Raw genomic sequence first — 21,681 nt, 5'->3', positions numbered from 1 at the left:
GATCAGGGCCCAACAGCAACCAGCACTACAAGCATACTTAACAAAGCCGATCAGGGAACAAAAAGCCGATCGGAGACAACAGCAGAGAGCGGCAAAACGAAACGTATTAACCAGGAATCACAGTGGCAAATCAAACCAACCTCAGGCCCATCCGGCGAAGGGAATAACCGAGTGAACGCCCTGAACTCGCAAAATCAGACTGACTTGAGGGAGAAAACCGGCTTCCCGCAATAAAGGCAGCCGGGGTTAATGTCAGTACCGCTTAAATAACCGGTCCGGATAATTTTCGAATAGTGGTTTCCAATACTTAATTTAGTATCCGTCCCATGTAATTACAGGCTGGGAACAGCGACCAACAACCAGGATGACCTGGTTAAGAAGTCCGGGACTAATTAAACATACCATGAAATTTCTCGATACATTTCTCCTTGCATTCCGGACCGTTCGCGGAAACAAACTGCGTACGGGTTTAACCGTTGCAATTATTGCGTTTGGCATTATGGCCCTGGTAGGTATCAAGACAGCCATTGAGGCCATGCAGCAAAAGTTTCTGGAAAGTTTTTCTACTATGGGTGCCACTGGGTTTACCATCCGGTTCAAAGAGCCGCGAAATATATTTGGTGGCGGTTCAGAATTGAAACGTGAAACAAAGGGCCAGAAAAAGGCAAAAAAATCTAGCCAGGGTAAACCTATTTCACGCGAACATGCAGAACAGTTTAAGCAGAGGTTTGACTATCCTGCCACTGTTGCCCTCACCCTTTTTGGTTCAAGGGATGCCGTAGTATCACTGGGCAGCAAGAAATCGAATCCTACAGTTTATATTAATGGCATCGATGAAAATTATATTTTTCACAATGGGTACGAAATTGCTTACGGTCGGAATCTGACGACATTGGATATAGAAACCGGGCGGAACGTGGCCGTTATCGGCGCTGATATTGCCACAAGGTTCTTTGGTAAAAATCTAGAAGCGGGATTGGAAAAGGTCATCAAAATAAACAACATTCCTTTCCGGGTGGTAGGCACGCTAAAGGCGAGAGGGTCAACACTTGGCCGAAGCCTGGATAATGTTGTGTTAACATCTTATAATAACGTGAGGCGATTCTTCAATTCCAATGTGAATGCTTCTTTTTCCATCCAGGTTAAGGTAGACAATATTAATCTCATGGACGGGGCGATTGGCCAGGCTACAGGAGTTTTCAGACCTATTCGTCAATTAACAACTACAGAAGAGGATAATTTTGTGATGGATAAAAGCGACAGCCTGGTAGCGATGTTGTTATCCTTTTTAAGTGGTTTAACTGGTGCTGCAGTAATTATAGGTTTTATTACATTGATCGGTGCTGCAATTGGTCTTATGAACATTATGCTTGTCGCTGTTACTGAAAGAACAAAAGAGATCGGCCTTATAAAAGCTATCGGCGGAAAAGAAAAAAACATCAGGATCCAGTTTTTGTCTGAAGCAATCGTGATCAGCCTGATGGGTGCCTTTTTTGGTGTGATCCTGGGGGTGATTGTCGGGAATAGTTTCGCGCTGGTATTGAACACGGGATTTGTTGTGCCTTACCAATGGATGTTCATAGGCATAATAATCTGTTTCATAGTAGGACTGCTGGCAGGGCTTTACCCGGCATATAAAGCTTCGAGGATGAACCCGATCGAGGCGCTACGTTATGAATAGTTATGAGTTATGAGTGATGAGTTATGAGTGAGTGATGAGTTGTTAAGTTATGAGTTGTTAAGTTATGAGTTGAAAAAAAGATTTGCATTATAAAGTAATTGAACTAATATAACTGCTATTATATAAAAAGGAAAGCTGCCCCATGAGGCAGCTTTCCTTTTTATATGTATTTATTAAGTTATCAATATTTCTCGACAAACATTTCATCACCACTCATAACTTAACAACTCATCACTCACTCATAACTCATAACTCATAACTCATATCTGAATTGTCATCTTGGATTTAAAATCCTATCTATTCTTTCGTTCAGGTCCTGAAGATGGTACCGGCTCATACGGTCCGTATAACTACCAAGGCTAGCCGAAATTTCTGATTTCAGTGATCTCAGCGTGCCCTTGGCAACAGACATGATATCTGATTTCTTAACATCAATCACCGGTCCGAAAGAGAATGTGATACCAGGTCCGGATCCACCGCCAATCGTGGTACCCGGATTTACGATACCGCCAAGTCTTTCAACAAATGATTTCTGCAGGTTACGACGATAATTATCAATTACTTTCCGGCTTGAGAGTTCTGTGAAAATTCCTTTCTTAAGATCATCCATATATTCATCAATTCTATAACCTGATGGATCACGGTTTACAGAAGATACCAGTCTTTGCAGACGTGCCGTTGACAGCAGGTTACCAAGATAGGCATCCTGTAATGCACTGATGCGGTCGGTAACCGGTGTAACGGTTTTATCCAGTATTGATTTTTCCAGCAGCCAATTAGGTGTTTCAAACAATTGTTTATTAATAAAGGCAACTGCTTCCTTTTGTTTTGCTTTTGGATTCACGGTGAATACCGCACCGGACTGATCAGTTGTTTTATAGTTGGTCATGATACCACCGATGTTCGTAGCTACATGGTTGAGGTAACGGTTGTATTGACCAATCACTTCATTATATACCTCTGTAAGGTCTTTGAAGTCTTCGCCTTTTTCATTCAACCACTCGGGGAGTTTCGGCAATATGTATTTAAGGTTCTTGATTCCATACTCACCGGCTTTCATGGCATTGTCACCAAGATCTTCCGTTTGAGCCCGTGGATCAGCGCCATTCTGAAAATAGAACCTTAATCTTGGATTGTCATAACGTTGTTTAACCCAGCCGTTCAGAATTGCTTTTTCTTCATCTTCGGTTTTGTCAAGCACTGGTTTATATCCCCATTCAATTGCCCATAAATCGTAGTCGCCTATTCTTGGATATAATCCTGCAGGACCGATCTTATCTTCGGGTTGGGCCACATAATTGAAACGTGCATAGTCCATGATTGAGGATGTATGACCATTTGCCTCCACATACGCTTTATCACGAAGTTTTTCAACCGGCGTCGCAGACGATGAACCCATATTATGAGGGAGACCCAGCGTATGGCCAACTTCATGTGAAGAAACAAAACGGATCAGCTGACCCATCAGCTCATCGTCAAACTTACCTGTCCTGGCCTTAGGATCACTGGGTGAGGCCTGGATCAGGTACCAGTTGCGCAGGAGATTCATTACATTATGGTACCAGTTGATATGTGATTCCATGATCTCACCACTGCGCGGATCGTGAATATGGGGACCACTGGCATTTGGAATATCAGATGGTTTGTAAACAACTGCTGAAAAGCGCGCATCGTCAAGGCTCCAGGTGCTGTCTTCCTGCCTGGTTGGAGCACGTTTGGCCACTATAGCATTTTTGAAACCGGCTTTTTCAAATGCTTTCTGCCAGTCATTTACACCCTGGATCAGGTAAGGAACCCATTTTTCAGGGGTCGCCGGGTCTATATAATAAATGATAGGCTTAACGGGTTCAACAAGTTCTCCCTTCTTAAACTTATCTAAATCCTCCGGCTTAATCTCGAGTTTCCAGCGGGTAATGAGGCTGATATCTTTTACACCCTGTGGATCTGCATCGAAATCGGTGAAACCGGTTGAGAAATAAGCAACCCGGTCATCATAATATCTTGAACGCATAGGTACCTTAGGCAACATTACGATGGATGTGTTCAATTCAAAAGTGGCATTGCCTGCAGGACCCTGTGAAGGTATACCAGGGAACAGGGAAGGGGCCGGAGATTTTGAATAAGTCTTTACGGTGCGGATTTCAGTATTGATAGGATAAGTTTTTACATCTACTATATATGACTTATCTGCCTGGACTCCTCCGATTCTCAGGGCTGTTTTTGCAGAAGGCGCAAAAAAGAAGATATCATTGTCAGAACTGATAAAATCTGTAAGATCAAGCACAACTCCTGCACTATCCTGTGAGAATGCTTTTACATCAAATGATGCTGATATAGGTTGAATGTTTGAATTCTGAACGGTTTTATACATTGGCTTGGTGGAATCCTTTGCATATACCGAGAATGAAATGTTACGAAGAAACACTCTGTTATTAGGGCCTCTTTCAAAGCGGATTACGTTTTCATTGATCTCATCGCCTGCGAAACCCAGGAACCCCGCTCTTGTATTTATAGGTGCTTTTGAGATCCGGTTTACAACGAGGATATCTCTTCCCATAATTGAATCACCCAATTCGAAGTAGTATTTATCATCAAGTTTGTGAACAGTGAATAACCCTTTGCGTGATACTGCTTTGGCAGTAATAACCTCCTTGAAAGGCTTTGGACCTGGTCTGGGCGCAACCGCAGGTGGCCTCGGCCTTGATGTATCTGTAGTTGGTGCTGCTGGTCTTACGGGTGTCTGCCTCCGGTCCTGTGAGTTAGTCACCAACAGGCTTCCCGTGAATGCAACAAGCAGTACGGATTTTTTAAAACAGTTGTTTTGGTACATATGATAATAATAAAATTTAGTGAGTGAAGATAGTAAAAAGAGCTTTATGGGACGGGCTGTTCAGCGCATGGAGAAAAAAAATCAGCGTTGTTAATTTGTTTTTAAATTAAGTCTTTATATTGCCATATAATTTATCCAACAAATGCCTACATTTACGACCGGCATTTGAGAAATTCCTTATCTTGTGAACCCCGTCCTTTAATTTGAAATTCAAATAATCTGTTAGAATTAGCAAAATAATCTGTTAGAATAAGCAGTTTTGCCCGGTATTAAGAGCAATTTTTTAATCTATCCATAAGGTCAATTTTTAAACAACTAAAAAAACAAACAATCATGGCTGAGACTAGACCAACTGCAACCGCTGCTGCAAAGAGTAGTACTTCTGTTCAACCGAAAAAAAGCAGCAATTCTATTTCGTGGGTTGCCCCCCTCTTGTGTATCCTGGGTGGATATGGAATCTGGCGTTTTGTGTTAGGTAATGCAAGTAATTTTGCCAAGCCCGATCCAAACGGTGGCTTCTGGCCCAAACATGAAGGCCCGATCGGCGGTCTCGTAAAAATGTATGAAGGCGGAATCATTGTACCTATTTTGATTGCCTGCTTCTTAATCGTGTTGGTATTTTGTATTGAAAGATTTATGACTATCACCAGGGCTACTGGTAGCGGTAATATCGCTGAATTTATTCGTAAAGTCCAGTATCATCTTGCTAACAAAAATGTTGACGCGGCAATTGCTGAATGCGACAAACAAAAAGGTAGTGTAGGTAATGTAATGAAAGCTGGTCTTCGTAAGTACAAAGAAATGATCACTGATACTGAGCTGTCAACCGAGCAGAAAGTAATGAACATTCAAAAAGAAGTTGAAGAAGCTACAGCCCTTGAACTGCCTATGCTTGAAAAAAACCTGGTGTTTCTTTCTACATTGGCTTCGGTATCTACATTGCTTGGTCTTCTTGGAACGGTTATCGGTATGATTACTTCTTTCTCTGCACTTGGTGCTGAAGGTGGTGGTTCTGCTGCTGCTGAACTTTCAAGAGGTATCTCTGAAGCTCTTTATAATACAGCACTTGGTATCGGTACCTCTGCAGTTGCGATCATCATGTATAACGTGTTCACAACTAGGATCGATGGTATCACATACGGTATTGATGAATCAGGTTTTACCCTGACCCAGAGTTTCGCGACCCTTTACAAATAATTGTACCGGTCTTTCTGCCCCCTTTAATAACCTGTAAATATTTCCAGGCATTAATTATGGAAAATGGCAGTAAATGAATCTCATAACGAAACAGAAATTTTAAAGACATGCCAAAAGTAAAAGTTCCCAGAAAAAGCACGAGTGTGGATATGACTGCGATGTGCGATGTGGCTTTTTTGTTGCTTTCGTTTTTCATCCTTACAACCAGCTTCAAGCCTGATGAGGCACTGAAGGTTACTACACCTAAATCTGTGCAGACAAAACCTGCAGAAATGAAAGACGTGGTACTGGTGACAATGGATAAAGAGGGCAAAGTTTATTTTTCTATCGGCGATGACAATCGTGAAGAAAAGCAAAAAACCATTGACATCATTGACCAGCAGAAACAGTTGGGTTTAACTGCCCAGGAAAAAAATTCTTTCCTGAAAACCGGTTCTTTCGTTGGGGTTCCATTCAGCCAGTTAAAACAATATCTTGGATTTAACGCCGAACAGCAAAAAACGGTGAAGCAACCGGGTATTCCTGTAACTGACACCCTCAACAATGAAATGACTGTTTGGATGCAGGCTGCGAATTCTGCATTCCAGGGCAAAAAAATGCAGTTGTTGGTTAAGGGAGATGCAAATGCAAAATATCCGTCATTCAAAGGCGTTATTGACGCTTTCAAAAAGAATGACCTGTTGAAATTCCAGATGATTACAGATCAGGAAAACGTTCCTTTGGGCAGCGAATTGTATAAAAAGAACGCTAACCGCGGAGCTACACAGACACCTGCCGAATAGGTCTTAAAACAACATTAGAAACAACAAAAACATTTGTTATGGCAGAAATGGATACCTCCGGTGGGGGTGGGCATAAGAAAGGGCCAGGCGTAAAAAAAGCGAAGAAGCAATCCACCAGGGTTGATCTTACTCCCATGGTTGACCTTGGGTTCCTGCTGATCACATTCTTTATCTTCACCACTACCATGAGTGAGCCAACGGCTATGAGGTTATACCTTCCAAAGGATACCGAAAAGCCGGAAGAGCAAAATAAAGCCAAGGAGTCAGGCGCATTGACCCTTTTACTTGGTAAAAACAACCAGATTTTCTATTATGAGGGGATCCTGTCTCCGGATGGTGCGAATTTTAAAAACACCAATTTCAAGGATTTACGGGATGTAATCATTACCAAGAAAAAAAGCACTAAACCCGAAGATTTCGTTGTTGTCATCAAGCCAGGACCTGAATCGAACTATGTCAATACAGTTGATGTGCTGGATGAGATGACGATCAGCGAGGTAAAAAGGTATGCATTGGTTGATATCGCAGAGTCTGAGCTTCAATTGCTTAAGGCAAGTGAGGGCGGAGGAGCACCGGCAGCCCCGGCTCCGGCAAAATAATTCCGTTATTTTTATATGGAATCCGGTCGTAACTGAATCTTAATACCAAATACTTCAACACATGGATATAAATAAAATTATGAGTGCCGATATCCTTGATATCATCTTCGAAGGAAGAAACAAGGAATATGGTGCTTATGAATTACGGAAGGGCTACAACAGGCGCCTGACCATAGCTATCGTTTCCATGGCTGCCCTCATTGCACTTTTATTTGTAGGTTACCTGCTGGCCAATAACCTCAGCAGCAACGACAAAAATAAGGAGATGATTGTCGCAGACGTGGAACTTGAAAACATCAAGGAAGAAAAACCAGAGGAACCACCTCCACCACCTCCTCCAAAACCACCAGATCCTCCAAAAGTGGAAATGACCAAATTCACTCCCCCTAAAATCGTAAAAGATGAAGAGGTGAAGGAAGAGGAAAAACCACCAGAAGTTGAAAAACTGGAAGACACAAAGATTTCTATCGTTAACCAGGAAGGTGTGAAAGACGAAGGTATCGTTGCCCCCCCTATCGACGACGGAAAAGGTGTTGTTGAAGCGCCTAAGAAGGTCGAAGAAGATTATGATAAAACCTTTACAAAGGTTGAAATTGAATCTTCCTATCCAGGCGGTCCCGGTGCATGGTCACGTTATCTCAACAAGAGTTTACGTTATCCCCAGGAGGCTATCGATAATGAAATCCAGGGTACCGTTGTTGTACAGTTCATCGTGGATAAAGAAGGAAATGTGAGTGAAGTACAGGCAATCAGTGGTCCTAAAGAATTACATGAGGAAGCCGGCCGCGTAATCAAGAAGAGTGGTAAATGGCAGCCAGCCGTTCAAAATGGTCGCCAGGTAAAATCATACAAAAAACAACCTATCGTTTTCCGTCTCGAAACAGAAGGATAATATTTAGAAGTTTTATTTTAGGTCCCCCGATATCGGGGGACTTTTTTTTGCCCCGTCTACGCCCGCAAGAGCGATTTATGCGACTATCGTGTTGGGCTTCGGCGGGCGAAGCCCGCCTTCGCAGTTAATTGCTGATTGTGGATCAGTCTTTATGGCTTCGGCGGGCAAATCCCGCCATCGCTGTAATTGCGGATTGTGGAGAGTCTTGATGGATTCGGAGGGTAAAGCCGAACATCGCGGTTAGCGGCTACCTATGCATGAGTCTTGCGGGCTTCTTCGGGCCTTGCCTGCCGAAGCCCGGTCAGGAAATCTTCCTATAAAACCTCTTAGCGGACGAAGGCGGGTGCAAAACTTAAAAGAAAAGAAAAACATAGATTGATGTTCGACCAGTTATTTGATAATGCTTTTTCTGAGAATTGAATGTGCCATCGTTTTCAATCACTATCACTTGCGTAATCTTCGTTTGCGTATCTACGTTAGTTCGATTATACGATACTCAAACTAACGTTGGTGGGGTGCTATCCAAAATATATTTTATGGTGACGATCAGTTGCCAGCGATTTCATAAGCTGCAATGCACACATGAAGCAATGCATGTAGAATGATTACATGATGTAATGCTTGCAAGCTGCAATGCACATATTAAGTAATGCATGTAAAATGACCACATGATGTAATGCACGCAAGATGCAATGCAAGCAAGATGCAATGCACGTATGATGCGATGTCCGGCGATTTCCATAAAACATTATTAATTTCCAGGGCTGTGGAATCCTGAATCTTATAGCATCTTAAATACAAAACTATAAGACCATGGAAATATCAAAAATTTTAACTGCGGACATCCTCGATATTGTATTCGAAGGAAAAAACAAAGAATATGGAGCATATGAATTACGAAAGTCATATGCCGGGCGACTTAGGTTAGCCATCACCGTTACAGGAAGCATTGTGTTGTTATGTGTCGCTGGTTTTTTATTCGCTGATCAGAATAAGCTGGTTACGTTAACGACTTTCGATATACCCGAACCTATGTTAACAAAGTTGGCTGAAGACAAAGTTATTCCGCCACCCGTGGTTCCACCGCCAACTGTTAAGCAACCTGAAGTGATGGAAAGACGAAATCTGGATATTGTGGTTGTTCCTGATAACAAAGTTCCACCAGATGAAGAAGTCCCGTTGAACGAAGATCTCGAGAATGCCAGATTCAGCCTCGTTAACAAAGCAGGAGCGGATTTTGACAACATCCCTGCACCCATTGAAGAATCAGTTGGCAAGGGAATCATTGAACGTCCAAAAAGAGAAAATCCTGATTCTGTATTTCTAAGCGTTGAAATCGAGTCGAGTTATCCCGGTGGTATTGAAGCCTGGAGAAGGTTCCTGATAAAAAATCTGTCGAATAACTATCCCCAGGATGCCGCCGAGCGGGGAATCCAGGGAAAAGTGGTAGTGTTGTTTATAGTAGACAAAGATGGAAATGTCAGCAATGTACATGCCATCGAAGGTCCAAAAGAACTTCATGACCTCGCAACCAAAGTGATAAAGAAAAGCGGTAAATGGCAGCCGGCTCAGCAAAATGGAAAGATTGTAAATTCATATAAACGACAACCTATAGTTTTTACATTAGCAGAGGAATAAAGCAGACAACAAAAATCGGCGCGGACTTTGCAATTTGATCAGATTATTATTGATCAGATTTTTAAATCGAGGGAAAAGCAGTCACTGTCGTATTGATTGCCTTTCTCTTTTTCTTTTATTACCCATCCCTACAAACCCACCAATAACAGCTCCTGTTATTGCAGTACCAACACCGTAGATTAATAATCGTTCGGGTAAATCGAAAGTAACCCACTCGGTGGATGAAGAGCCGTCTCCTGCTACCACCGCAACAAAACAACCGACTACAGCCCCGACTATTGCACCTGTCCATGCCCCCCTGCCAAACCCACCTTTCACTTTGTCATTTGCATAGATCGGCATCACCTTAAAATTGCCGGATTTAGAAAAATTGCCAGATTTAGAAAAATTGCCAGATTTAGGATTTGTATTTGAATAATGACTTATCAATACCGATTGACTACCAGCCTGGTTACTCTCCGGTGCATAATACTGGTCGATAGCGGACAAATTTATTTGCTGATTAATATCTATGAATAATCTGTAAGAAAGCGAAGATTGCTGTAGGTACATAGTAAGTTGTCTATATTCCATAGCCGGACTTAACTGATATAATTGAGTCCGGAGCTTTCTAAGAAGATTACGAGTTGTTGTATAGCCATGGGTCGAATGAGTGAGGATCGGGTATTGTGGATTATCTATTGAGTTGCCATTAAAAGTAAGCTCCTGGCAATAAGTTGCGAACAATATTAACAAAGCAACCAGGCAAACAAGGTAACGTTTCATAATTGGTTGGTTTATGGGGTTAAAAATGCTGTTATTCAGGATCCGCTTTCTCCCAGGTAATTGACGTTAATTCCTGGTTTTAAGAAACATCATGGGTCGGAGAAATCATTGAGTTAAAGACATCAAGCGTCAGAGAAATCATTGCGTTAGAGACATCATGCTTTAGAGACTTCATTGCGTCAGAAACATCCTTTCATTGTAAAACATACATTATAGTATTTTTGCACAAATTTTTCCGGCATGTCTTCGAAGCTTTCAGGGTGGGATGATACTATAGTGGCTCTTTCGACAGCCCCTGGCATTGGCGCCATCGCGGTGATAAGATTGAGTGGTAAAGATACGTTTCGTATAGTGGACGAACTATTTCCGTCAAAAGACCTGCAGCAACAGCCGTCACATACCCTTCATGTCGGTTACCTGGTTGAGAATAGTATTACACTGGATGAAGTAGTTGTAGGTCTTTATAAGGCTCCTAAATCATATACCGGTGAAGATGTAATAGAAGTTAGTTGTCACGGATCTCCGTTTATTCAGCAACAGCTTATACAGGCATTTGCGGCCCTTGGAGCCCGGCATGCGAAACCCGGCGAATTTACCCAGCGCGCATTTTTAAACGGCAAATTGGATCTTACACAGGCCGAGGCGGTGGCTGATCTGATAGCCAGCAATACAGAAGCTTCCCGGAAGGCAGCCTTAAATACCATCAGGGGAGGATTCTCGCATGTACTTAGCGAATTACGCGACCGGCTCATAAAATTTTCGGCACTCATTGAACTGGAACTGGATTTTTCACAGGAAGATGTTGAGTTTGCGGACAGGTCGCAGTTGTATAGTTTGCTGGATGAAACAGCTGAAACCACTGCCAGCCTGATACAATCATTCAAACTCGGCAATGTTATAAAAAATGGTGTGCAGGTGGCAATTGTCGGAAAACCAAACGCCGGTAAATCCACGTTGCTGAATACTTTATTAAATGAAAATCGTGCTATCGTCAGTGATATTGCTGGCACTACCCGTGATACCATAGAAGAAGTGCTGAATATCGATGGAATTCTTTTTCGGTTAATCGACACAGCTGGAATCCGGGAACATACTACCGATTTGATTGAAAGTATCGGTATTGAAAAAAGCCTTGAGAAAATGGCGCAGGCGGATATTGTCATTTACATTTTTGATATTAATGAAGAAACACCTGCTCAGATTCAAACTGTGGTGAATGATCTTCAAAGCCGGTCCATCGATTATCTCCTTATAGGAAACAAATCCGATCTTGCTGGTCAGGGTTTACATGAAGCTTTTAATGATTTTGAAAAACTGATTTTTGTTTCCGCTAAAACCAATGAACATATTGATACGCTAAAGGACCATCTTACAACTATGGTGCTTGAAGGAGATGTTCAGACAGAAGGAACAATAGTTACCAATGCAAGACATTTTGATTCGCTTCAGAAGATAGCCATCTCTGTTCACGAAGTTCGCCAGGGACTAGACAACAATATCCCAAGTGATTTGATTGCCCTGGACATCCGCAGATGTCTTCATTTTCTTGGCGAGATAACCGGTGAGATCACTCACGAAGATCAGCTCGATTATATTTTTAGTAAGTTTTGTATTGGGAAGTAGTCTTGGTAATTCATTATTAATTAATGGTTTCCATCTTTTGAAATCCTCGGCAGGCAACATCTCATAAAAGCTTTATGCGGTTTCTTTCTAAACCATCTATGCAGAGATTCACTGCCCGATATTCTTGATCAATCCCGAAATATTCACAGACTTTCCGGCATCTGATTTTTGCTGGCAATACGGTGTATGAAATTCATGCATTTGCATAAATCGGAGTGTAGGAGTTTTTAGGATCCTGCGTCCCGATATCACGAAATCAGGGTTCAACAAATACTCACAAACCCAGTGATTTGACAAAACATCTCTATGATTCATCCCTATTGGGATCTCATGTTTCCCTATAAAAACTCTGTTACCCTCAATATGAGTGATCTGTGATCGGTTAATGATAAAGGAGCGGTGAACAAGAATAAAATGTGTTGCCGGTAATAATTTCTCGATACCTGATAAGGTTATGTTTGGAATTAGTACACCGGTATCAGTTGTTAGTTTTGTATAGTTTCCATTTGCTTCGGCATAGATCAATTTGTCATACTTTATATTATACATTTTTTCTTCAGTTCTGATAAAAAACGAATCATCAATCGAAGGGTCCTGAACGGGATCATAGGGTTTAGCCTTGGTATTGATGCGGGTTACTGCTTTGCCTAGTGCGATAATAAATCTTTCCAGAAGAAATGATTTAACAAGATAATCGCAGGCATCAAGGTTAAAAGCGTCAACCGCATATTCTTTATATGCGGTAGTAAAAATAACCTCGGGTGGACTTTTAAGAGTTGAAAAGAAGTTGATACCATCCAGAACCGGTAAATGTATATCAAGAAATAACAATCGAATTTCCGTTGTGTTCAGGATGGTTTTTGCCTCCAGTGCATTACCAAATAGCAATTGCGCCTGGAACTCTCGAAAAGCAATGGAAGGAAATGGTCGGAATTATTACAGGTACACCGCCAATAAGCCTGGCATCTATACAAATCAGGGAATCCTTTCTGCGAGGCCACTGGCGACAAAATTTTTGATTGCACGGTCACTCTACAAGAATTCTTCAGAATCGATAGATACTTTTATTTTTCTAAAGTAAAAAAATATGAAAAAGTATCTTTTATCGCTACTATTCGTTGGAGCAATCTTTGGTCTATCCGCGCAGGAAAAATCAACTGGAGCTCCTGCTGCCGCAAAGCAGGCATTCGCTAAGGCCTTTCCCGGTGCCTCTAAAGTGAAATGGGAAAAAGAGGGAAAAGAATATGAAGTAAACTTTATACAGGGCGGTAAGGAAATGTCGGCAGTGTACGATGAAAAGGGAACACTCAGCGAAACTGAAGAGGAAATAAAACCATCTGCCCTCCCCGATTCCATCGTAACTTATATAAAGGAACATTACAAAGGGGCAGCCATTAAAGATGCCGCCAAAATTACAAAGCCGAATGGCGATGTTATGTACGAAGCCGTTGTGAACAAAACAGATCTGATGTTCGATGCCAATGGAAAATTCATCAAAGAGGAAAAAGACTAAAAAGAGAACACAAAAATAAAAACCGCAGGCCCTCTGCGGTTTACTTATTTATATGAAAAGGGTTTATTTTCTGGTCTTTATTCTCCTGATATGTTCAAAGGCATATGTCTCTGCACAATCGCACGCACTTGATTATTATATTCAACAAGGTATCGAAAATAGTCCGCTCATAAAGGATTACTATAACCAAGTGTTAAGTAATCGGATCGACAGCCTGAAGATCCGGGCTGCCAATAAATTCCAGGTAGCAGGAACAAGCAACAATCTATATGCGCCTGTAATGCGTGGCTGGGGATATGATGATGCTATTACCAATGGCGCTAATATCAGTGCGGTTGTGGGTGTCAGTAAGACGATCATCAGCCAACATAACCTGCAGAAACAATATAAAGCACTTGATCTGCTGAACGATCAGCTCAACAATACCGCGAAACTCACAGAGCAGGATCTCAAACGCACAATAACTGCGCAGTATGTTACAGCCTACGGTGATCTGCAGGAATTGAGCTTCTCATCGGAGATCTATTCGCTTTTAAAAAAGGAAGACAGCATCCTTCGTAAGCTGACGGAAAATAATGTGTACCGCCAAACTGACTATCTCACTTTTATTGTAACTCTTCAGCAGCAGGAACTGGTTATAAAGCAGGCTGATATCCGCTTCCAGGCAGATCTTTATACACTGAATTATCTCTGTGGCATTTCGGATACAATGCTGGTAAAGCTCGATTCTCCTTCGATTGCTCCTGCGGATCTTCCGGAACCGATGAATTCCGTTTTTTTTAAACAATACCTGATCGATAGCCTGAAGCTTGTAAACGACCGCGCAATGAATGATCTCAATTATAAACCTGGGCTGAACGTATTTGCCGATGCGGGATATAATTCTTCCATGGCGTATTTGCCATATAAAAACTTTGGTGCGAGGATTGGATTTGGTGTCACCGTACCTATTTATGATGGCAAAAAAAGAAAACTACAAAACAGGCAATTTGATATTGCAGAAAGTACACGGGCAGGATATCGCGATTTTTATATCCGGCAATATGATCAGCAGATCATTCAGCTGAATTATCAGATCAGAAGTACAGAAGAACTGATCAGCCGAATAAGTCAGCAGATCAAATACTCCGAAACACTTATTGAGGCCAACCTCCGATTGATAATGACAGGTGATGCACGAATCACCGATCTCGTAATCGCCTTAAATAACTATATGAGCGCAAAAAACCAGCTAACACAGAATAGTGTTAGCCGGTGGCAACTTATTAACCAGCTTAACTACTGGAACAGGTAAATTTTTGAAAATATGAAGATAGTTTGGTTTCTGTTGTTCAGTTTAGCGGGTTGGGTTATCGTGCCTGCCTGTCACACTTCTGCTACTACTGAAGAAGCAACGATAGAAGATATAACAACGCCCGTTACTGTCACCTCAATAAGTCATGAACCTTTGCTGGAATTTGTAGAGCTTAATGCTACTTCTTCATTCCTTATTAAGAACTATATAAAAGCCAATGCGACGGGGTATCTGAGAGCAGCAACTATAAAACCCGGACAACAGGTAAAAGCAGGGCAGGTATTATTTACTATCAAAACGAAAGAAGCAGAAAGTCTTGGAAATACAATCACTATTCTCGATTCTTCCTTTCGCTTTTCAGGCGTCAATTCCGTAAAAACAAACACAACAGGCTTTATCGCCGAGGTTAACCATCAGGATGGAGATTATGTCCAGGACGGCGAGCAGTTAGCGGTTATTACAGAGATTAACAGTTTTGTTTTTCTTCTCGACCTGCCTTACGAGCTAAAAGCACTTGCGCCCAATAATAAACAATTGTTGCTTTTTTTACCTGGTGGCGATTCGCTGGTGGGTGTTGTCAGCTCTGCCATGCCCGTTATGGATTCAGTAACACAAACACAACGAATCGTTATTAAGGTTGCCAACAGGAATTCGATGCCCGAAAATCTTATTGCCCGCGTGCGGCTAACGAAACCAATGCGGCAGGCTTTGGTTTCTATACCAAAAGCGGCACTGCTTTCAAATGAAACACAAACAGAATTCTGGATCATGAAATTGATAGATAGTACGACTGCTGTAAAAGTTCCTGTATCAAAAGGGATCGAAATGCAGGGTAGGGTAGAGATCATTTCACCACCGCTAAACGATCAGGACAGCATAGTAGTTACCGGAAACTATGGGTTACCCGATACTGCTCATATTAATATTATCCGGTAAACCATAACAAGTGAAAAACTTTTTTGTATCATATGAAAATCCTTTGATCGTTTTGATCCTGCTTATTCTTGCAGGAGGTGTTTATACTTATATAAAACTACAGACCTCTCTTTTTCCTGAGATCACATTTCCGAAAATAAAGATCATTGCAGATGCGGGCTTGCAACCGGTTGATAGGATGATGGTCACAGTTACGAGACCGATAGAAAATGCTGTTCGACGTGTACCGGAACTCCAGATGGTTAGAAGTACTACGGGTAGGGGTAGCTGTGAGACATCCGTTTTTCTTAACTGGAACGCTGATATCGACCTGAGCCTTCAACGAATTGAATCAAGGATAGCGCAGGTACGCGGCCAGCTTCCACCAGGCCTGCAGGTAAGCGTAGAAAAAATGAATCCTTCTATTTTACCTGTGATGGGATATACCGTGGAGAGTCATAACAGATCACCAATAGAATTGAAATTGCTTTGCGATTACACTATAAAACCTTTTTTATCGCAGGTGCAGGGCGTTTCAGAAGTCAGAGTAGTCGGTGGTAAGACCAAGGAATACTGGATACAGTTAGACCCTCGGAAAATGAGTAGTCTTGGTATTACCAGCGATATCGTTAATACCGCTTTATCACAGACGAATTTTATACGATCTAACGGGTATGTATCAGACTTTAAATTCCTTTACCTATCTGTTACCGATGCAACGGTTCATAACCTGGAACAACTGAAATCGCTTCTTATAAAAAATGATGGGAAAAGAATTATTCAGCTGCAAGATATTGCGGAAGTATCCATTAATGAAGCAGTCGAATACATTCGCGTTAATGCGAATGGAAAAGCTGCCGTGCTGGTGTCCATAATAAAGCAACCCACTGCCAATCTTTTACAGATAGCATCGGATATGCAGAAGCAAATTACAACGCTGAAAAAAATGCTCCCAAAAGACGTTGTGGTCCGGCCCTATTATGTCCAGGCCGATTTTGTTACTGATTCTGTGAAAAGTGTTGCCGATAGTCTATGGGTCGGTCTTGCACTCGCGATCATAGTTGCCGTTCTTTTTTTGCGATCGGCGAGAGCGAGCATTACACTATTGCTGACAATTCCGGTAACGCTTTGTCTTACGCTGATAACGCTTTTTGCTATCGGATATACACTGAATATTATGACGCTCGGTGCTATTGCAGCGGCCATCGGACTAATCATAGACGATGCAATTGTGGTGGTGGAACAGATATACCGAACACAGGAAGAGCATCCTGAAGATCCGGTGTCTTCGCTTCTGCAGAAAGCTATCCGGTATTTATTTCCCGCAATGCTTGGCTCTTCGATAAGTACTATCGTAATCTTTATACCATTTGTACTGATGACCGGAGTAGCAGGTGCGTACTTCAAGGTAATGACCAATACCATGATCATTGCGCTGGTTTGCTCATTTTTTATAACCTGGTTATGTTTACCGGTTATCTATCTCGTTTTCACACGACATAAAAAAAAGAAAATAAAAACTGCCGATGTCCATCTCGTAAAAAATCAGAAATGGGTTTCTTTTTTTATCAGACGGCCTTCTCTAAGTTTTATTTTTTCCGGAGCGCTCATGGTGTTGATCATTTTAATTCTTCCTCGTCTACAGACCGGTTTTTTGCCAGAAATGGATGAAGGCAGTATTATACTGGATTATGCCTCACCACCCGGAACCTCTCTCGATGAAACAGACCGAATGCTACGCCAGGCCGAACAATTATTACAATCGGTTCCTGAAGTAGAAACTTATTCACGACGAACGGGAACAGAGATGGGCTTCTTCATAACTGAACCTAATACCGGTGATTATCTGATTCAACTCAAAAAGAATCGCAATAGAACTACCGACGAAGTGATCGCAGATATTCGCGCCCGTATTGAATCAACCCAACCCGCTTTAAGAATAGATTTCGGACAGGTAATAGGGGATATGCTTGGCGACCTGATGAGTTCCATTCAACCAGTGGAGATAAAAGTATTTGGAGATGATCAGCAAACATTGCAACAACTATCACAACAGATAGCTGCAGTGGTAGAAAAAATGCAGGGCACTGCAGATGTATTTGATGGCATTGTAATAGCGGGTCCCGGTATCAGTATACAACCTGACTATGGTAAACTTGCTCAATTCGGAATTTCTCCTGGCGGTTTCCAGGCACAGGTTCAGGAAGCGCTGGAGGGAAGTGTCGCTGGAAATATACTTGAGAAGGAACAGTTGTCCAATATCCGGGTGGTATACGCAAAAAGGCAGAATCAAAGCATGGAATCGATCAGAAACCTTAGCATTTTCCTTCCGAATGGCAGTGTCAGGCCCCTTTCTTCCCTGGCTACGGTAAAAGTGAATCCGGGTGATGCGGAGATCCAGCGTGAGAATCTACAGACTATGGGCGTTATTACGGCCCGACTCGACAATAGTGATTTGGGAACAGTGATCAAAGAAATACAACTGGCGATCACAAAACAGATAGCGCTGCCTGCAAATTATCATATCGAATATGGTGGCGCTTATGCGGAACAGAAGCAATCATTCAATGAATTACTGACCATCCTTATCACAGCGAGTCTACTGGTATTTGCAGTTATTTTATTTTTATTCAGAGAGCTGAGGGTAGCATTGACAATTTTATTTATCGCCGTTCTTGGCATTGCAGGAAGTTATCTTGCACTATATCTGACCACAACGCCACTCAATGTCGGAAGTTATACCGGCCTCATAATGATTGTAGGTATCATCGGTGAAAATTCCATCTTTACTTTTTTGCAATTCAGGGAGGCGTTGAACTCACGTTCCGTTGATGATGCGATCGTATTCGCAATCTCTACCAGGCTTCGCCCCAAATTGATGACGGCCTTAGGAGCTATAATCGCTTTGTTACCGCTTGCACTTGGTATTGGCGCCGGAGCGCAGTTGCACCAGCCACTGGCGATCGCCGTAATAGGTGGGTTTTTAATTGCGCTTCCATTATTGTTGATCGTGTTGCCTTCCATGCTCCATCTACTATATAATACACGTTCTTCCACAAATCTTCCATCAACCTAAAATATTAAAAAATGAATTAATTGTAAATATTGAAGATAAAAATGAGATCATACAGGTTGATGTGAAAACAAACACGGTTGAAAAACATTGGCATTAACTCCGGCTGATGGGCCAACAGGTCTTGCAATAGATAGAAAATCACATCGGTTGTTTGCCGGATGTGATAAATTGCTGATAGTGCTGGATGCAATTCCAGGTAAGGTTATTCAACAGGTACCTATCGGCGATGGATGTGATGACGTAGCTTATATATGCATTTTATATAATAAACTTATCCTTCAGCTCAATCCCAGTTGTGTTGCTTAACAGATCATCATTCTGAAAGCGGTTAAACCAGAAATACTTCTTTAAGAGGTTAAAGTTTTCCATCCAAAGTGTCAATTATTCGAAACCGTTATATTATTGGTCATGGTATATTTCACATGGGATAAGTATAACTACTATTGGTAGATTGTAACGGATTGTGTTTCTTCGTTTGAATATTACTATCCCCCCCCTATTGCAAAGCGACGTACCCGGATGTGAATCTCAGTCCTATCAAAATCAAAATATGGGTAAAAATATATCCTTAAACCAGGGAGTCCGCATTATTACTTTTCGCAGCCTTTCACTCAAACAACGGCTTCCACTGTTGATCTGTGTTTTATTACTTGTTATTATTATTACATTTAGCTTTATCTCTTATTTTGGAGTGAAGCGCGCCGCGCTTGCTATGGGACGAGATCGCCTGCAAGCCCTGACCGAACAATTAGGGAGCTTATTCGGAAAATCAGCTGAAGCCTTTATAAACACAACGCATGCGACCGCCAATCAAAGGCCGGTAAAAGAATATTTGCAGTCTGGTAACACGGTACTGTTGGACAGTGCGAAGGAAGCGATTGAAAAAATGCGACAGGATTCACTTTCCGTTTTTGTGCAATTGCTGGATGTTAACCGGAAGCCATTATTTTATTCTTCAAAAGCCGGTATCGGGAAACGGGTAAATTTTGATTCTTTATTGATCACAGCAATTCTGCCTACTGATACTTCAAAAGTTGGAAAATTATGTGTGGTAAATGACTCCATTTATTACCCTGTTATCACCAGTGTATTGGGAAAAAGCGGTGCAATAGGATATGTGGTCAGATGGAGAGTGATGCGGACTACACCGGAAGCATTAAAACAGTTTTCTCAGTTGCTTGGTACGGATGCAGTCATCAACCTGGGTAATAAGGATAAGACCGTTTGGACCAATATGATAAAATCTATCGGTGTACCACCGATGGAAAAAGCATCCGACAAAAACTCTTTTGACTATTCACGAAACGGAACCGCGGTTATTGCCGCAATGAAGCCGATTCCCCATACGCCCTGGGTGGTGTTACTGGAGCTTTCCGAAGCGAAAGTACTGGAGGCCGCCACACGGTTCCTGAGCTTGCTGCTTGCCACGGGAGCGATACTGATCGCTGCAGGTATTTTTATTGCCTGGCTTATGAGCCGAAATATCACCCGACCTTTGGAGGAACTTACAGTTGCTGCTACTTCTATAGCGGCTGGCAATTATTTATCAAAAGTAAAGGTGAACCGCAACGACGAAACGGGCAGACTTGCGATCGCTTTTAATACTATGGTGGCACAGGTAAGCCAATCGCAGCAAAATCTTGAGCAGAAAGTAAAGGAACGCACGGCTCAACTGGAAAGGGTGAATAAAGAACTGGAAGCTTTTTCGTATTCGGTGTCGCACGATCTTCGGGCACCACTTCGGGCCATAAATGGTTATGCCCGGGTGCTGAACGAAGACTATAATGCAGCGCTTAATGAGGATGCCACGGCGCTTGTCGACAAGATCATTTCAAATGCAAAAATGATGGGGAAGCTTATTGATGACCTGATCGCTTTTTCGAAGATGGGAGGGCAGGAACTGGCGCGTCATCAAATAGATATGAATAAACTGGTACAGGCATGTGTAACTGACTTGCTGCAAGCTGAACCGGAAGGCAGATACAAGGTGATAGTGGATAAACTGCCTGCCTGCCAGGGTGATCCAAATCTTATCAAACAGGTCTGGACTAACCTGATCGGTAACGCGATCAAATATTCATCCAAACAAGCCAATCCTGTTATTGAAATAGGTTTTCAGAGGGAAAATCCGGTACCGGTTTATTTTGTAAGGGATAATGGTGTAGGATTCGATATGCAGCATGCACATAAACTATTCGGTGTTTTTCAGCGCCTGCATAGCCAGAAAATGTTCGAAGGAACGGGAATAGGGTTGGCTTTTGTAAAAAGGATCATCACCAAACATTCCGGCGAGATCCGGGCAGAAGCAGCGGTTGACCAGGGCGCCACTTTTTATTTTACCGTACCCCACGCAAAAGAACCAGGCCGCGAAGCAGAAGGAACATATTCACAGGATTCAACGCAACTGGTAATAACAGAATTCAAGGCAACTAGTAACATATGAGTAAAAATGTAGGAGAAATTTTATTGGTAGAAGACAATATGGATGATGCCGCTTTAACGATCAGGGCATTGAAAAAAGTGAATCTTGCGGATAGTGTCATTCACCTGGAAGACGGACAGGAAGCCCTCGATTACCTTTTTGGCGGCAAATATACTATCAAACCCAAAGTGATCATGCTGGATATCAAAATGCCAAGGGTGGATGGAATTGAAGTATTGCGACGCGTAAAAGCCGACGAGAGCACCCGGGCCATCCCTGTAGTCATTATGACCTCTTCGAGCGAAGAGAAGGATCTGATAGCCAGCTACCAGCTTGGAGTAAACAGCTATGTGGTAAAACCCGTTGAGTTTGAAAATTTTGCTAAAGCAGTGAGCGAATTGGGGATGTACTGGCTGTTAACAAACCAAATTCCGAAGAGCTAGTTAATAATAAC

At 42.2% G+C, this 21,681-nt stretch carries 18 protein-coding genes; 15 read left to right on the top strand and 3 right to left on the bottom strand.

What is annotated here, in order from left to right; all coding sequences use genetic code 11:
- Both VK664_RS10775 and VK664_RS10770 read left to right on the top strand, forming a co-directional pair.
- Window positions 1-234, top strand: a 234-nt coding sequence (locus VK664_RS10775) for a hypothetical protein (RefSeq protein WP_461398660.1), incomplete at its 5' end; no start/stop codon positions are given.
- Between the two features lie 169 nt (window positions 235-403).
- Window positions 404-1,681 (top strand): ABC transporter permease, encoded by a 1,278-nt coding sequence (locus VK664_RS10770; RefSeq protein WP_461398659.1) that lies wholly within the window; start codon window positions 404-406, stop codon window positions 1,679-1,681.
- 274 nt (window positions 1,682-1,955) lie between these two features.
- Here the strand turns inward: VK664_RS10770 and VK664_RS10765 are convergent, their stop codons facing one another.
- Window positions 1,956-4,511: a zinc-dependent metalloprotease gene (locus VK664_RS10765; protein ID WP_461398658.1), complete on the bottom strand. Its 2,556-nt coding sequence runs from the start codon at window positions 4,509-4,511 to the stop codon at window positions 1,956-1,958.
- A 333-nt stretch (window positions 4,512-4,844) separates the two neighbouring features.
- Here VK664_RS10765 and VK664_RS10760 point away from each other — a divergent pair, with 333 nt between their 5' ends.
- From VK664_RS10760 to VK664_RS10740, 5 genes are all read left to right on the top strand, one after another.
- Complete coding sequence (locus VK664_RS10760) at window positions 4,845-5,708, top strand: MotA/TolQ/ExbB proton channel family protein (RefSeq protein ID WP_461398657.1); 864 nt, start codon at window positions 4,845-4,847, stop codon at window positions 5,706-5,708.
- 107 nt (window positions 5,709-5,815) lie between these two features.
- A complete protein-coding gene (locus tag VK664_RS10755; RefSeq protein ID WP_461398656.1) occupies window positions 5,816-6,490 on the top strand; it encodes an ExbD/TolR family protein in 675 nt (224 codons plus the stop codon).
- 38 nt (window positions 6,491-6,528) lie between these two features.
- Window positions 6,529-7,089: an ExbD/TolR family protein gene (locus VK664_RS10750; protein WP_461398655.1), complete on the top strand. Its 561-nt coding sequence runs from the start codon at window positions 6,529-6,531 to the stop codon at window positions 7,087-7,089.
- Window positions 7,090-7,150: 61 nt separating this feature from the next.
- Window positions 7,151-7,981 carry an energy transducer TonB gene (locus VK664_RS10745; protein WP_461398654.1) on the top strand — a complete coding sequence of 277 codons (831 nt, stop codon included), beginning with the start codon at window positions 7,151-7,153 and terminating at the stop codon, window positions 7,979-7,981.
- Window positions 7,982-8,794: 813 nt separating this feature from the next.
- Window positions 8,795-9,619, top strand: a complete 825-nt coding sequence (locus VK664_RS10740; protein WP_461398653.1) for an energy transducer TonB — start codon at window positions 8,795-8,797, stop codon at window positions 9,617-9,619.
- An 81-nt stretch (window positions 9,620-9,700) separates the two neighbouring features.
- Here the strand turns inward: VK664_RS10740 and VK664_RS10735 are convergent, their stop codons facing one another.
- Window positions 9,701-10,384 carry a hypothetical protein gene (locus tag VK664_RS10735; protein WP_461398652.1) on the bottom strand — a complete coding sequence of 228 codons (684 nt, stop codon included), beginning with the start codon at window positions 10,382-10,384 and terminating at the stop codon, window positions 9,701-9,703.
- A gap of 240 nt (window positions 10,385-10,624) precedes the next feature.
- Between VK664_RS10735 and mnmE the strand changes: the two genes are divergently transcribed.
- Window positions 10,625-12,007 (top strand): tRNA uridine-5-carboxymethylaminomethyl(34) synthesis GTPase MnmE, encoded by a 1,383-nt coding sequence (gene mnmE, locus VK664_RS10730; RefSeq protein WP_461398651.1) that lies wholly within the window; start codon window positions 10,625-10,627, stop codon window positions 12,005-12,007.
- Between the two features lie 108 nt (window positions 12,008-12,115).
- On the opposite strand, the gene VK664_RS10725 is transcribed toward mnmE, so the two are convergent.
- Window positions 12,116-12,895 carry a LytR/AlgR family response regulator transcription factor gene (locus VK664_RS10725; protein ID WP_461398650.1) on the bottom strand — a complete coding sequence of 260 codons (780 nt, stop codon included), beginning with the start codon at window positions 12,893-12,895 and terminating at the stop codon, window positions 12,116-12,118.
- 199 nt (window positions 12,896-13,094) lie between these two features.
- Here VK664_RS10725 and VK664_RS10720 point away from each other — a divergent pair, with 199 nt between their 5' ends.
- From VK664_RS10720 to VK664_RS10690, 7 genes are all read left to right on the top strand, one after another.
- Window positions 13,095-13,520, top strand: a complete 426-nt coding sequence (locus tag VK664_RS10720; RefSeq protein WP_461398649.1) for a PepSY-like domain-containing protein — start codon at window positions 13,095-13,097, stop codon at window positions 13,518-13,520.
- 52 nt (window positions 13,521-13,572) lie between these two features.
- Window positions 13,573-14,814: a TolC family protein gene (locus VK664_RS10715; RefSeq protein ID WP_461398648.1), complete on the top strand. Its 1,242-nt coding sequence runs from the start codon at window positions 13,573-13,575 to the stop codon at window positions 14,812-14,814.
- A gap of 12 nt (window positions 14,815-14,826) precedes the next feature.
- A complete protein-coding gene (locus tag VK664_RS10710; protein ID WP_461398647.1) occupies window positions 14,827-15,750 on the top strand; it encodes an efflux RND transporter periplasmic adaptor subunit in 924 nt (307 codons plus the stop codon).
- 10 nt (window positions 15,751-15,760) lie between these two features.
- The gene (locus VK664_RS10705) at window positions 15,761-18,805 is read left to right on the top strand and encodes an efflux RND transporter permease subunit (protein ID WP_461398646.1); all 3,045 of its coding nucleotides are present in this window, start codon (window positions 15,761-15,763) and stop codon (window positions 18,803-18,805) included.
- A gap of 87 nt (window positions 18,806-18,892) precedes the next feature.
- Window positions 18,893-19,111, top strand: coding sequence for a hypothetical protein (locus tag VK664_RS10700; RefSeq protein WP_461398645.1), 219 nt, complete (start codon window positions 18,893-18,895; stop codon window positions 19,109-19,111).
- A gap of 244 nt (window positions 19,112-19,355) precedes the next feature.
- Window positions 19,356-21,248: a sensor histidine kinase gene (locus tag VK664_RS10695; RefSeq protein WP_461398644.1), complete on the top strand. Its 1,893-nt coding sequence runs from the start codon at window positions 19,356-19,358 to the stop codon at window positions 21,246-21,248.
- Window positions 21,245-21,670 (top strand): response regulator, encoded by a 426-nt coding sequence (locus VK664_RS10690; RefSeq protein ID WP_461398643.1) that lies wholly within the window; start codon window positions 21,245-21,247, stop codon window positions 21,668-21,670. The genes VK664_RS10695 and VK664_RS10690 overlap by 4 nt, the downstream gene beginning before the upstream one ends.
- Window positions 21,671-21,681: the final 11 nt, after the last annotated feature.

Origin of the sequence: Flavitalea sp. (genome assembly GCF_035489435.1) — a bacterium.
In the GTDB taxonomy this organism is placed as follows: domain Bacteria; phylum Bacteroidota; class Bacteroidia; order Chitinophagales; family Chitinophagaceae; genus DATHKG01.
Note: the sequence above shows the minus strand (reverse complement) of the source record. Positions and strands in the feature narration are given on the sequence as shown.

What these genes read in the sequence shown, in the direction of transcription:
- VK664_RS10770 (WP_461398659.1), top strand. Translation starts at nt 404, where the DNA reads ATGAAATTTCTCGATACATTTCTCCTTGCATTCCGGACCGTTCGCGGA.
- VK664_RS10765 (WP_461398658.1), bottom strand. Translation starts at nt 4,511, where the DNA reads ATGTACCAAAACAACTGTTTTAAAAAATCCGTACTGCTTGTTGCATTC.
- VK664_RS10760 (WP_461398657.1), top strand. Translation starts at nt 4,845, where the DNA reads ATGGCTGAGACTAGACCAACTGCAACCGCTGCTGCAAAGAGTAGTACT.
- VK664_RS10755 (WP_461398656.1), top strand. Translation starts at nt 5,816, where the DNA reads ATGCCAAAAGTAAAAGTTCCCAGAAAAAGCACGAGTGTGGATATGACT.
- VK664_RS10750 (WP_461398655.1), top strand. Translation starts at nt 6,529, where the DNA reads ATGGCAGAAATGGATACCTCCGGTGGGGGTGGGCATAAGAAAGGGCCA.
- VK664_RS10745 (WP_461398654.1), top strand. Translation starts at nt 7,151, where the DNA reads ATGGATATAAATAAAATTATGAGTGCCGATATCCTTGATATCATCTTC.
- VK664_RS10740 (WP_461398653.1), top strand. Translation starts at nt 8,795, where the DNA reads ATGGAAATATCAAAAATTTTAACTGCGGACATCCTCGATATTGTATTC.
- VK664_RS10735 (WP_461398652.1), bottom strand. Translation starts at nt 10,384, where the DNA reads ATGAAACGTTACCTTGTTTGCCTGGTTGCTTTGTTAATATTGTTCGCA.
- mnmE (WP_461398651.1), top strand. Translation starts at nt 10,625, where the DNA reads ATGTCTTCGAAGCTTTCAGGGTGGGATGATACTATAGTGGCTCTTTCG.
- VK664_RS10720 (WP_461398649.1), top strand. Translation starts at nt 13,095, where the DNA reads ATGAAAAAGTATCTTTTATCGCTACTATTCGTTGGAGCAATCTTTGGT.
- VK664_RS10715 (WP_461398648.1), top strand. Translation starts at nt 13,573, where the DNA reads ATGAAAAGGGTTTATTTTCTGGTCTTTATTCTCCTGATATGTTCAAAG.
- VK664_RS10710 (WP_461398647.1), top strand. Translation starts at nt 14,827, where the DNA reads ATGAAGATAGTTTGGTTTCTGTTGTTCAGTTTAGCGGGTTGGGTTATC.
- VK664_RS10695 (WP_461398644.1), top strand. Translation starts at nt 19,356, where the DNA reads ATGGGTAAAAATATATCCTTAAACCAGGGAGTCCGCATTATTACTTTT.
- VK664_RS10690 (WP_461398643.1), top strand. Translation starts at nt 21,245, where the DNA reads ATGAGTAAAAATGTAGGAGAAATTTTATTGGTAGAAGACAATATGGAT.